Genomic DNA, 11,957 nt, shown 5'->3' with positions numbered 1-11,957 from the left:
GGGTGCGCCAAAATCCGTAACCATGTATTGGGAATTGTGCCGTTGGGGTCGGCGTTACATGGTCTCGGATGCGATAGCTGCGGCCAGCGCCTCTTCAAAGATCACCAGCCCCTCTTCGAGCAGAGCGTCGGATGCGGTCAGCGGCACCATGATGCGCAGCGCATTGCCGTGCATCCCGCAGGACAGCAGGATCAGCCCGCGCTTAAGCGCCTCGGCAACAACCGCCTTGGTCAGTGCGGCGTCATGGGTGGCAGTGTCGAAATCGGTGACGAACTCAACCGCCAGCATCGCACCAATGCCGCGAATATCCCACATCCGGTAGGGCGCGCTGCGGGCACCGATTTCCGACAGGCGGGCGCGGAACATCTCGCCCATGGCGGTCGAGCGGGCCAGCAGCCCCTCGCTCTCGATCGCGTCGATGGCGGCGAGTGCCGCAGCGCAGGCGACAGGTGAGCCGCCGTAGGTTCCGCCCAGACCGCCGGGTGCCATGGCGTCCATCACGTCAGCCCGACCGATCACGCCGGCGATGGGATAGCCGCCGGCCATGGATTTCGCCACAGTGATCAGGTCCGGCACGACGCCCGAATGCTCGATCGCGAACCAGGTCCCGGTACGGCCAAAACCGGCCTGAATTTCGTCGGAAATCAACAGGATGCCATGCTCGTCACAGACCGCGCGCAGCGCCTGCCACATCTCGGTCGGGACCGGGACGTAGCCACCTTCGCCCAGCACGGGTTCCAGGATGATGCAGGCAATGCGTTCGGGCTGCGCATCGGTCAGCATCAGGGTTTTCAGACCCTGGATGGCATCGGCCACGGTGATGCCATGGCGCGCATCGGGGAACGGCGCGCGGTAGATGTCGGACGGGAACGGGCCGATGTCGCGCTTGTAGGGCGTCACCTTGCCGGTCATGCCCAGCGTCAGCAGCGTACGGCCATGGTAGCCGCCGGTAAAGGCGATCACACCGGGGCGGCCAGTCGCGGCGCGGGCTATCTTGACCGCGTTTTCAACCGCTTCGGCGCCGGTGGTGACCAGCAGCGACTTTTTGGCAAAATTGCCGGGCGCGAGTTCGTTCAGCTTTTCCGCCAGTGCCACATAAGGCTCGTAGGGGACGACCTGGAACGAGGTGTGGGTGAACCGGTCCTCTTGCAGCTTGGCTGCGGCAACCACTTTTGGGTGCCGGTGGCCAGTGTTCAGAACCGCGATGCCGCCGGCAAAGTCGATATAACGCTTGCCATCGACATCCCACAGCTCCGAATTCTCGGCATAATCGGCAAATACTCCCGCCGCAGCCGATGCGACACCGCGCGGCACCGCCGCGTCGCGTCGCGCCATCAGGGCGGCGTTGCTGGACTTGGCGGCCATTTCGGTCGCGGCAGCGATGCTCTGCGCCGCAACGCGCGACGTGGTTTTGTCGAGCCCAGCCGCCTGTGCGGTCGCTGTCTTCCTGGACGCCGCAGGTTTGCGCGTGGTGGTTTTGCGAGGTTGGGTGGCCATGGAAGGGACTCCGATGCGGGTTGCCAATAGATGAATATTCTATGCAGTTGACGATTATAATTGTCAATCCTGTTGCGATCTGATCCGAAATCCCCATACCACGCTGGAATCCGGATGAAATTTCTGCTTAATCCGCAACAGCAGAACTATGTTGAGTATTCTAAGCACGAATCGGAGATGGAATGACGCTCGACATTGGCAGCCGACTCAAGGCAGTGCGCGAGGAACGCGGCCTGTCCCAGCGCGAACTGGCATCGCGGGCCGGCATGACCAGTGGCGCCGTGTCCCTGATGGAGCAGAACAAAACATCACCCTCGGTCTCGTCGCTAAAGCGTCTACTGGATGCGATCCCGATGCCGCTGTCCGAATTCTTTTCCGAACTGGAACAGACCAACGCGCCGAAACACTTTTACACCGCTGACGAATTTACCGAACTGTCGCCCCAGGATCTGGGGCTTGGTGTCCGCGCTGGCCGCGTGTCACTGCGCCAGTTGGGCGATGCGGCGCGCCATGCAATTCAAATGCTGCACGAAACTTACCCCCCCGGTGCCGATACCGGACCCGAGCCATTGTCGCACGAGGCCGAAGAGGCGGGCGTTGTCATGCGCGGCATCATCGAAGTTCATGTGGGGGACGATGTGCGCGTGCTCAACCCCGGCGACGGCTACATTTTTGACAGCCGCCTGCCGCATCGTTTTCGCAATATCGGGTCCGAGGATTGCGTCCTGATCAGCGCCTGCACCCCGCCGACATTCTGACGACGCGGCCTGCAACACCGCGACCCGAACTCATCCGTCGAACTGATATCCAAAGCGCGCGATGTCAGTGTCGCAGATATCCGCAACACGCTCAGCCGTGATGGCAGTGTAATGCGCGCGGTAATCTCTGGCCCGATCAGGTGACCGGTTATCACGCGGGATTTCGGGAACAAAACCCAGCAACGCCACCAACGGCGCCATATCCGCCTCCAAATGCTCGAGTCGCAGATACGCGCTGGCCTGCTCGGCGCCCTCGATATCGCACATATAGCTGACATAGGTCTGCCGGCGCAGACTGGTGGCGGTGTCCGGGTCCATCACAAACCCGCAGAAATCGGTGAGCTTTGCCAGTTTGACCGCCGCGTGATCAAACTCCTGAACCCGCAGCCAATGATAATAGCTTACCATCCGGTCCCACGGGTTGCGCACCAGGGTAAAAGTGAACAGTCCAGCGATCTCTGCAGGCGTCAGAACGCCGTCGATATCAGCCAGCGTACTGTGTTTCCACAGCCGTCCGCGCGGGGCCAGCGCCCGAAGTCGCGACCGTCTGCGCCGCGCCTTTGGTGTGTCGCCAATCAGGATGTCGTCGCGCTGTGCCCGCGCCTCAAGAGCCCGCGCCATCGAGGTGCCGCCAGTCTTAGGGATATGGACAAAGATATAGCCGCGACCGGGTGAAATGATCATGGCGCAGATTAGGCCGGGTGTGGATCACGGCGCAACAGCCCGCCGGGGGAATCTCCGGCTTTTCAACTCTGCGAAAGCCGCGCATAGTTGTCGCCACATCAACACGGGGGGATACGAATGGGCTGGCTGGCTGACGAAACCGGATTGGACAAATGTGCGGCAAATTACACGCCGCTGACACCATTGTCGTTTCTCAAACGTGCGGCCGACGTTTTTGCCGATCACCCGGCAGTGATCTACGGCCCACATCGCAAATCCTACGCCGAATATCATACGCGCTGTACCCGGCTGGCTTCTGCATTGGCCGGGCTGGGGGTCAACCCCGGTGATGTCGTGGCGACGCTGATCCCGAACCTGCCGCCACAGGCCGAGGCGCATTTTGGTGTGCCCGCCTGTGGTGCCGTACTCAACACCATAAACACCCGGCTGGAAACCGAAACCGTCGCCTATATCCTTGGGCATGGCGGCGCACGGATTGTGTTGGTGGATACGCAGTTCCTGCCGCTGGCCGAGGCGGCGCTGGCACAGGTGGTCACCGCCCGGCCCGTCCTGATCGAGGTGCCGGACGATCACGGCGGCTACCCAGCCACAGGACAATACCAGACCTACGAGGATCTGCTGGCGCAGGGCGATCCCGACTTTGACTGGATCATGCCCGAGGATGAATGGGAGAGCCTGGCACTCAACTACACCTCCGGCACCACCGGGCGGCCCAAGGGCGTGGTCTACCATCATCGCGGCGCCTATCTGAACGCCATGGGCCAGATCGTAAGTTGGCGCATGGTGCTGCATCCGGTCTACCTGACCATCGTGCCGCTGTTTCACTGCAACGGCTGGTGCCACACTTGGATGATGCCGGTCCTGGGCGGCACAATTGTTGGCTGTCGCGACATCACCGCGCCCGCGATCTACAACGCCATCGCCGACGAAGGCGTGACGCATTTCGGCGGCGCGCCAATCGTGCTGAACATGCTGGTCAACGCGCCCGCCGAACAGCGCCGTGATTTCGACCACGTGGTCGAGGTGTTTACCGCAGGCGCGCCACCCGCCCCCGCAACGCTGGCCAAGATCGAGCCGATGGGTTTCAACGTCACACAGGTCTACGGGCTGACGGAAACCTATGGCCCCGGCACCGAATGCCTGTGGTCCGGCGCATGGGATCACCTACAGGGCGATGACCGCGCCGCAATCAAGGCGCGGCAGGGTGTAGCGATGCCGTTTTTTGAGCATGTGACCGTGGTGGATGACACCCTGAGCGAAATCCCGCGCGATGCGGGTGCCAAGGGCGAGATCGCCTTTCGCGGCAATGGCGTGATGAAGGGCTATTTCAAGAACCCCGAGGCCACGGCCGATAGTTTCAAGGGCGGCTATTTTCGCACCGGCGACATTGCAGTTCTGCACCCGGATGGACACATGCAGATCGCCGACCGCGCCAAGGATATCATTATCTCGGGCGGGGAAAATATCTCGTCCGTCGAAGTTGAGGCCGCATTAATGGGGCATGAGGCGGTCAATCTATGTGCCGTGGTGGCCAAAGCGGACGATAAATGGGGCGAAGTGCCCTGCGCCTTTGTCGAACTAAAGCCAGGCAGTGGTGTGAGTGAGGCGGACCTGATCACCTTTGCCCGCAGCAAGCTGGCCGGGTTCAAGACTCCGAAACACGTGGTGTTCGAGGAACTTCCCAAGACCTCGACCGGGAAGATCCAGAAATTCGCCCTGCGCGAGCGCGCCAAATCGATCTGAGCAAATGACCTGAGTTCCCCAAGGTTAAGGCGGATCGGCGGGGCTGCACACGGTCCGCTCCGCTCCAGTCGCATTGCCCCCGTGGTCTGCGTCATGTTACGATTCGTTCGGACAAGAGGCAGAGCAGCCCACAATGACAGCGCTGAACGAATATCAACGGCTTGAGGCGACCGGCCTGTGGCGGCCCACACCTGACGCCCAGCGGCGCGAGGTGGTTGTATCGCTGGGGGACGCCACGCTGACCATCAGCGATACCTCGGACCGGGTGCTGGCGCACTGGTCTCTGGCCGCTGTCGCCCGGCTGAACAAAGGCCAGCGCCCGGCCATCTTTCACCCCGACGGTGACTCCGGCGAGACGCTGGAACTGGACGACGCCGAATCCGTGATGATCGACGGCATCGAAAAAGTCCGCCGTGTCATCGACCGCCGTCGCCCGCGCCCCGGTAAACTGCGGTTCGTCGCGACAGGCGGCTTTGCCCTGGCGATTGCCGGGCTGGCGCTGTTCTGGTTGCCCAATGCGTTGCTGCAGCATACCGTCAAGGTTGTGCCGATGGTCAAACGGGACGAGATTGGCCTCGCGCTTCAGGATCGCATTTCGCGTGTCGCAGGCCAGCCCTGCGCCGCCGCCGAGGCGGTCGTGCCCCTGCGCCACCTGGCCAGTCGAATTCTGGGCGAGCAGCGCAGCAATGACCTCGTGGTGCTGCGCGAAGGTGTGCGTCGGGCGGCACATCTGCCCGGCGGTATCATCCTGCTGAACCGCGCCCTGGTTGAGGACCCCGAAGACCCCGACGTGACCGCCGGGTACGTGCTGGTCGAGGCGGTTCGGGCCAGTCGCCGCGACCCTCTCGAAGGGTTGTTGCGCCATGCCGGGTTGCTGGCGTCGCTGCAATTGCTGACCACAGGGGTGCTGCCCGATGCCGCGCTGGATCAATACGCCGAGGCATTGCTGACAGCCGAACCCCAGCCGCTAAGTCCCGACATTCTGATCCCCGCCTTTGCTGCGGCGGAACTGCGCACCACGCCCTACGCCTATGCCGAGGATATCACCGGCGAAAGCACCCTGCCCCTGATCGAGGCTGATCCACGCGCCGTCGAGGGCAGCAGTGCCGTGCTGAGCGATGCCGACTGGGTCCGGCTTCAGGGTATCTGCGGCGCATAGCCCCGCGCAATCTGGTCCTGCAACGCCCATGCAAAGCAAAAAGGCCCCAGCGCAATGCAGGAGCCTTTGGTGTCATTCACGGCTGACTGGCGTCACCGCACAAAGGCGTCGGAAAAACCGGCCTGACGGGCCGCTGACAGCGCGGAACTGATCTGTGTCGACGAGTTGAACGGCCCCGCCATCACAATCTTGTAGGCCTTACCGCCCTTGGAATAGTTGCTCAGCCGGACCGGCAGACCCATGCCCTGCAACCGCGCCGCCGTGCGTGTGGCGTTTGACGGCACGCCAAAGGTGCCGACCTGCACAAACCGTCCCTGATTGGCCCGCGTCAACGGCGCAGCGGCAACGCTGGGGGCCACGCGTTGCGCGCTCTGGGTCGACAGCGCCGCATTTTGGGTCGCGTAATCGGTGTAGGGATAGATCAGTTTGGGATACTTTACCGTCACGTCACGTCCCGACCGGCGATCAATCAGCCGACGCGGTACGGTGCTGGTCCAGACCAGCTGTGTGGCCTGATAGCCCTCAATCGACTGGTTCGCCCGCTGGCGGTTCAGCCGACCATCATCAAACGCCGGGCGATACCCCTTGGGCACCGTCACAACCTGATCGTCGCGCGCCTCATAAACATGATGCGGCACGATACGGGTGCTGCCTGACGCGGCGCTGGCCGTACGGACAGAGTTGGTCGCGCGGACACCCGAGGACGGGACCTGAGTTTGGCCAGTCGCGGCGATATAGGCGGCTGCTTCGGCACCGCAGCGCACGGTATAGCCACCGCCCGCAGTCGGTACACCGGTGCAGGCGGGCATGCGCGCGCCCGGTGCCACCTTGACCGTACGAACACGCGAAGATGCCGACGCTGACGGCGCGACCGGCGCCTGAATCACCCTTCGCACCGGCGCTTGCGCCCGCACGGGTGCCGGGGCAGCCCGAATAACGCGCTGCGCTGGCTTTTTCGACGCCGGGATCGAGGCGACTGTGCGCACCGGGGGGCGCGATGCCTTGGGTCGGGGGGCCGGTGTCGGCGCAGCCGCACGCTGCTTCACCCGAGGTGCCGGAGCGATGACCTTTGGCGCGGGAGCAGGTGCAGGCGTTGTGATGGTGATCTGTTCTGCCTGTTGCGGAGCCGCGCGCGGTGTCGGGGCCGCATTGGCAACCGATGGCGTTGCGCCACACAGTTGTTCGCGCCCGCGCGTAACCCGCGGCACCCAGGTTACGGCACCGTCGATGCCCGCGCGAATGAACACGCAACCTTTGCTGTCAACATATTGCCGGGCAGTATAGCTGCTCGGCGGGATCTCAGCCGGGATATCCGCGTTGCGCCCCTGCGCGAAAGCATCTGTTGCGCCAAAGGATGTCACGGCCAGCAGGCCAATGGTCAAGAATCGTGAAATAATCATGTCTGCCCCCACAGATGTAGGGGCAAGACTGCATGATCACTTGCCCCAAGTAAAGCGATGAAACAGCTTATTTAGTGCCAAACATCCGGTCACCCGCATCCCCTAGTCCGGGAATGATATAACCCTTATCATTCAACCGACTATCGAGCGACGCTGTGACAATCGGCACATCGGGGTGCGCCTCTTTCATCCGCGCCACCCCTTCGGGCGCAGCCAGAAGGCAGAGAAACCGAATATTTGTGGCCCCTGCCTTCTTGAGCAGATCAATCGCCGCAGCCGAAGAATTGCCCGTCGCCAGCATCGGGTCCACGGCGATCACCAGCCTGTCCTCGAGCCCCTCGGGCACCTTGAAGTAATACTGCACCGGTTGCAGAGTCGCCTCGTCCCGGTACAGCCCGACAAAGCCTACACGGGCCGAAGGGATCAGTTCCAGCACCCCGTCCAGCAGCCCGTTGCCCGCCCGCAGAATCGAGATCAGCGCCAGCTTCTTGCCCGCCAGCACCGGGGCCTCCATTTCCTGCATCGGGGTTTCAATCCGGCGCTTGGTGAGGGGCAGATCGCGCGTCACCTCATAGGCCAGCAATTGGCTGATTTCGCGTAGCAATTGGCGGAACACGGCGGTCGATGTGCCCTTTTCGCGCATCAGCGTCAGCTTGTGCTGCACCAGCGGGTGATCGACGATTGTCAGATGCTCGGTCATGGGGTCTCCAGTCGTTTCAGCAGGGCGGATTTTGTCTCATCATTGCAAAAGGCAGCGCGGGCCGAGGTTCGGGCAAGCTCGCTGAATTGCTCTGCCGACCAGCCAAACGTCTTGGCGAGGTTGTGATATTCGCGGCGCATGTTGGTGTGGAAGAACGGCGGATCATCGGTGGACACGGTGACCGTGACGCCCCTTTTGCGCAACTCTTCAATCGGATGCGCGGCCATATTCGGGTAAACCTTCAGCGTCACGTTGGACACCGGGCAGACCTCAAGCACGATGCCCCTTTCGGCGATCAGATCGACGAGCGCCAGATCCTCGATCGCGCGTACACCGTGACCGACCCGCGTAACACGCAGATCCTCGATCGCGCTGCGGACCTCGGCTGGGCCGCGCCATTCGCCCGCATGGGTGGTCAGCTGCAACCCAGCCTCGCGCGCCAGATCAAACGGCCAGGCAAAATCCTTTTGTTTGCCCATAGTCTCGTCACCCCCCATGCCAAAGCCGACGATCCAGTCGCCCGCCGTCTCGGCGGCGCAAAGCGCGGGTGCCTTGGCCCGGTAAGGGCCGAAGTGACGGATACAGGTGACGATGCCGCGCAGCACGATGCCGTGGGCGCGCTCGGCCGCATCGGCGGCGTCGCGAATCGCGTGCAGATATTCGCGCCATGCCCCGACATCGCCGCCGCCGCAGAAATCCGGGCTCAGAAAGGTTTCGCAATAGATCACCCCGTTGGCGGCACTTTCCTCAAGCACAGCGGTGGTCAGGCGGGCGTAATCCTCGGGTGTTTTCAAAACCTGCGTTGCAGCCTCGTAGACGCTGAGGAAATGGGCAAAGTCGTGAAAGGCATAGCTGCCGTCAGGGTTGAACACCCCTGTCAGGTTTATCGATTTCTCCTGCCCCAGACGGCGGATGAATTCGGGTGGTGCGGCCCCCTCATGGTGCAGGTGCAATTCGACCTTGGGCAGGTCGAGGACTGCGGCCAGCTGCTCTTCGTCCATCACAGGGGGCAATTCTGGGGTCATTTTAGAAAGCTCCGTCCCGGCCCTTGCGGGGCCACGCCAAGGTGGGTCGCGATACTGGCCGCCACATCGGCAAAGCCAACATGTCCCAGCGATCCCGCCCCACATCCATAGATCAACACCGGCACCCGTTCGCGGGTATGGTCGGTGCCGCTCCACGTTGGGTCATTGCCGTGATCGGCGGTCAGGCACAAGAGGTCACCGTCGCGCAGGCGTGGCAACAGCGCACCGATTTCCGTGTCGAACCATTCCAGTGCGCGGGCATACCCGGACACGTCGCGGCGATGCCCCCACAGCGAATCAAACTCGACAAAATTAGCGAATGTCAGGCTGCCGTCCGGGGCGGTGTCGATCAGATCGCCAAGGTGCTGCATCAATTCGGTGTCTGGCCCTTTGCGCAGATCGTCGATCCCCTGCATCGAAAAGATGTCGCCTATCTTACCCACGGCATGGACCTTTTGTCCTGCATCCTGCACCCAGTTTGTCAGCACCGGCTGCGGCGGCTTGATGGCGTAATCGTGCCGGTTCGCCGTGCGCCGGAACGCGCCCGCGCTGCCGACAAATGGTCTGGCGATCACCCGCCCCACCTTGAGTGCATGCAGATGCGGCGCCAGCGCCGCGCAAAGATCCAACAGCCGGTCGAGGCCAAACGCCTTTTCATGCGCTGCAATCTGAAACACTGAATCCGCCGAGGTGTAGCAGATCGGATTGCCGTTGCGCAGATGTTCGGCCCCGAACTGGTCGATCATCACCGTGCCCGACCCATGGCAATTGCCAAGGATGCCATCGGTCCCGGCCAGATCACAGACCAGTTGCACAATTTCAGGCGGAAAGGCGGGTACAGAGTCGGGGAAATAATGCCAGTCCCAGGGCACCGGCAACCCCGCAAGTTCCCAGTGACCCGAGGGCGTATCCTTACCGCGCGACAGTTCGGTCGCCGCCCCCAGAGGCCCGTTGGCGTGGCATCATACCCCGGCAGCGCCTCATCCGAGGCAAGCCGTACAGCCGCCCCCAGCCCCAGCCGCTCCAGCACAGGCAGGCGCAGTGATCCGCTGCGCCCGTCTTTGGCCTGCCCTGCGGCACAGGTCTGCGCGATATGGGCCAGCGTATTGGCCCCGGTGTCGGGCAGATCGCCATTAAAGAACGTAGCGGCATCTGGCGCGCCGCCGATCCCGACCGAATCCATGACGACCAGAAACGCGCGAGTCATGGGGTACCCCCGGTTTGCGCGGGGGCAATCCGATCGCGCACCAGTGGCCCAATCTCAGGGACCGCTCCCAACGTGATTGCACTATGGACGGCGCGCAGCGCTGCTTCGGCCTGATCCATTCGCGCGGCGTGAACCCGCGCCAGCGGCTGGCCCTTCTCGACCCATGTGCCCAACGGCACCAAGTCTGACAGGCCCACCGACGGGTTGATCACATCCGTCTCGACCTGCCGTCCACCGCCCAGGGCAACCACCGTCAGACCCAGAACCTCTCCGTCGATGGCGGTAACGTGGCCAGAGGTTGTGGCCGTCACCTCGCGGACCACCGGTGCCTCGGGCAAAAAGCGTTGCCAGTCCTCGACGAAATGCACCGGGCCACCCATCGCCGCGACCATGCGGCCAAAGCGTTCTGCCGCCGCTCCGCTACTGATCGCCCCGGCAATCTGCGCCTCGCCGGCGGGCAGATCCGGCACCAATCCGGCCTGCGCCAATAACGCACTGCCCAATGTCATCGACAGTTTGGCCAACCGGCCCGATGCGGCCCCGGTCAACACCTGCATCGCGCAGCCCACTTCGAGGGCGTTGCCCAGCGCCCAGGCCAGCGGCTGTGCCATGTCGGTGATCAGCGCCGTTGTCGGGCACCCCGCCGCCGACGCAGTGTCAACCAGCGCCTGGGCCAAGGCCCGCGCCTCGGCATCCGATTTCATGAACGCGCCTGAGCCAACTTTGACGTCCAGCACCAGACCGTCCAGTCCGGCGGCCAGCTTTTTCGACAGGATCGACGCGGTGATCAGATCAAGCGACTCAACGGTTCCGGTCACGTCCCGCACCGCATAGAGCCGCCGGTCAGCGGGCGCTATATCGGCTGTTGCGCTGACAATGGCACAGCCCGCGTCGGCCACCACTGCGCGGAACCGCGCCTCGTCCAGCGTGGTCACAACGCCGGGGATCGCCTCCATTTTGTCAAGTGTGCCGCCGGTGTGACCCAGCCCCCGCCCCGAGATCATCGGCACGTAAACGCCACAAGCCGCAAGCGCGGGCGCAAGCACCAGTGAAACGCAATCCCCCACGCCACCCGTGGAATGTTTGTCCAGCACCGGCGCGCCGAGATCCCAGCGCAGCATCGCCCCCGAATCGCGCATCGCACAGGTCAGCGCCACACGCCCCGCATCAGACAACCCACGCAGGCAGACCGCCATGGCAAAGGCACCGGCCTGCGCATCACTGACGGTACCATCGGCCAGTCCGCGCGCAAACCAGCCCAGCGCCTCGGCATCTGGCTCGTCCCCGCGCCGCAGGGTCGCGATGATCGCGCGGGCATCCATCAGTTGCGGTCCATGTGGGTCCGGGTAAAGGCGCCGGGCAACAGCTCCCCCACTCGCATCACCCGTTCGGCCCCGTCCAGCGTGGCCAGTGTCACCGTCACTTCGCCGCCTGCGAATTCGACCAGCTTTTGACGGCAACCGCCACAGGGGGGGACGGGATCCGGGCTGTCGGCAATCACATAGGCCTCGGCAATCACCGTCTCGCCGGCGGCAACCATGGCGGCAATGGCCCCGGCCTCGGCGCAGGTGCCTTCGGGATAGGCGGCGTTTTCCACGTTGCAACCGACATAGACCGCCCCACCGGGGGTGCGCAGCGCCGCCCCCACCTTGAACCCCGAATAGGGGGCATGGGCATTTTCGCGCACCGCGCGCGCGGCCTCTCTGAGCGACATCGGACTCTCCTTTTGGACTGCCCCGCCATGTTGCGGAGCCAGCAGGCGGAATGCAAGCGGGCGCGGGAGC

Annotated in this window: 10 protein-coding genes and 1 pseudogene; 3 read left to right on the top strand and 8 right to left on the bottom strand. The window is 63.5% G+C overall.

The features are described 5' to 3' along the window. Positions 1-54: 54 nt before the first annotated feature. Positions 55-1,365 (bottom strand): 4-aminobutyrate--2-oxoglutarate transaminase, encoded by a 1,311-nt coding sequence (gene gabT / locus IMCC21224_RS05710; RefSeq protein WP_047996899.1) that lies wholly within the window; start codon positions 1,363-1,365, stop codon positions 55-57. 314 nt (positions 1,366-1,679) lie between these two features. On the opposite strand from gabT, the gene IMCC21224_RS05705 reads away from it, so the two are divergent. Beyond that, on the top strand, positions 1,680-2,255 hold the full coding sequence (locus tag IMCC21224_RS05705) for a cupin domain-containing protein (RefSeq protein ID WP_047994528.1): 576 nt from the start codon (positions 1,680-1,682) through the stop codon (positions 2,253-2,255). A gap of 30 nt (positions 2,256-2,285) precedes the next feature. Here the strand turns inward: IMCC21224_RS05705 and IMCC21224_RS05700 are convergent, their stop codons facing one another. Next, the gene (locus tag IMCC21224_RS05700) at positions 2,286-2,939 is read right to left on the bottom strand and encodes a sulfotransferase family 2 domain-containing protein (RefSeq protein WP_047994527.1); all 654 of its coding nucleotides are present in this window, start codon (positions 2,937-2,939) and stop codon (positions 2,286-2,288) included. Between the two features lie 117 nt (positions 2,940-3,056). Between IMCC21224_RS05700 and IMCC21224_RS05695 the strand changes: the two genes are divergently transcribed. Next, positions 3,057-4,682, top strand: coding sequence for an AMP-binding protein (locus IMCC21224_RS05695; RefSeq protein WP_047994526.1), 1,626 nt, complete (start codon positions 3,057-3,059; stop codon positions 4,680-4,682). Positions 4,683-4,815: 133 nt separating this feature from the next. Next, positions 4,816-5,841, top strand: coding sequence for a hypothetical protein (locus tag IMCC21224_RS05690; protein ID WP_047994525.1), 1,026 nt, complete (start codon positions 4,816-4,818; stop codon positions 5,839-5,841). A 92-nt stretch (positions 5,842-5,933) separates the two neighbouring features. Here IMCC21224_RS05690 and IMCC21224_RS05685 read toward each other — a convergent pair whose 3' ends face one another. The 6 genes and pseudogenes from IMCC21224_RS05685 to IMCC21224_RS05660 all read right to left on the bottom strand — a co-directional run bounded on the left by IMCC21224_RS05685 (position 5,934) and on the right by IMCC21224_RS05660 (position 11,887). Next, on the bottom strand, positions 5,934-7,241 hold the full coding sequence (locus IMCC21224_RS05685) for an SPOR domain-containing protein (RefSeq protein ID WP_047994524.1): 1,308 nt from the start codon (positions 7,239-7,241) through the stop codon (positions 5,934-5,936). A gap of 67 nt (positions 7,242-7,308) precedes the next feature. Continuing rightward, entirely contained in the window at positions 7,309-7,941 is a 633-nt protein-coding gene (upp, locus tag IMCC21224_RS05680) for a uracil phosphoribosyltransferase (RefSeq protein ID WP_047994523.1), read from the bottom strand. Then, complete coding sequence (locus tag IMCC21224_RS05675; protein WP_231582020.1) at positions 7,938-8,966, bottom strand: adenosine deaminase; 1,029 nt, start codon at positions 8,964-8,966, stop codon at positions 7,938-7,940. Before IMCC21224_RS05675 ends, upp begins: the two co-directional genes overlap by 4 nt. Beyond that, positions 8,963-10,173, bottom strand: a pseudogene (locus IMCC21224_RS05670) (phosphopentomutase). Before IMCC21224_RS05670 ends, IMCC21224_RS05675 begins: the two are co-directional and overlap by 4 nt. Continuing rightward, positions 10,170-11,495, bottom strand: a complete 1,326-nt coding sequence (locus tag IMCC21224_RS05665; protein ID WP_197089169.1) for a thymidine phosphorylase — start codon at positions 11,493-11,495, stop codon at positions 10,170-10,172. Before IMCC21224_RS05665 ends, IMCC21224_RS05670 begins: the two are co-directional and overlap by 4 nt. Next, positions 11,495-11,887 carry a cytidine deaminase gene (locus tag IMCC21224_RS05660; protein WP_047994522.1) on the bottom strand — a complete coding sequence of 131 codons (393 nt, stop codon included), beginning with the start codon at positions 11,885-11,887 and terminating at the stop codon, positions 11,495-11,497. The genes IMCC21224_RS05665 and IMCC21224_RS05660 overlap by 1 nt, the downstream gene beginning before the upstream one ends. Between the last annotated feature and the right edge of the window lie 70 nt (positions 11,888-11,957).

The organism is Puniceibacterium sp. IMCC21224 (assembly GCF_001038505.1).
Lineage (GTDB): Bacteria > Pseudomonadota > Alphaproteobacteria > Rhodobacterales > Rhodobacteraceae > Puniceibacterium.
This window is presented reverse-complemented; position numbering and strand designations above follow the sequence as displayed.

Coding starts and splice junctions, on each gene's coding strand:
- IMCC21224_RS05700 (WP_047994527.1), bottom strand. CDS start 2,939: ATGATCATTTCACCCGGTCGCGGCTATATCTTTGTCCATATCCCTAAG.
- IMCC21224_RS05690 (WP_047994525.1), top strand. CDS start 4,816: ATGACAGCGCTGAACGAATATCAACGGCTTGAGGCGACCGGCCTGTGG.
- IMCC21224_RS05675 (WP_231582020.1), bottom strand. CDS start 8,966: ATGACCCCAGAATTGCCCCCTGTGATGGACGAAGAGCAGCTGGCCGCA.
- IMCC21224_RS05705 (WP_047994528.1), top strand. CDS start 1,680: ATGACGCTCGACATTGGCAGCCGACTCAAGGCAGTGCGCGAGGAACGC.
- IMCC21224_RS05660 (WP_047994522.1), bottom strand. CDS start 11,887: ATGTCGCTCAGAGAGGCCGCGCGCGCGGTGCGCGAAAATGCCCATGCC.
- gabT (WP_047996899.1), bottom strand. CDS start 1,365: ATGGCCGCCAAGTCCAGCAACGCCGCCCTGATGGCGCGACGCGACGCG.
- IMCC21224_RS05685 (WP_047994524.1), bottom strand. CDS start 7,241: ATGATTATTTCACGATTCTTGACCATTGGCCTGCTGGCCGTGACATCC.
- IMCC21224_RS05695 (WP_047994526.1), top strand. CDS start 3,057: ATGGGCTGGCTGGCTGACGAAACCGGATTGGACAAATGTGCGGCAAAT.
- IMCC21224_RS05665 (WP_197089169.1), bottom strand. CDS start 11,495: ATGGATGCCCGCGCGATCATCGCGACCCTGCGGCGCGGGGACGAGCCA.
- upp (WP_047994523.1), bottom strand. CDS start 7,941: ATGACCGAGCATCTGACAATCGTCGATCACCCGCTGGTGCAGCACAAG.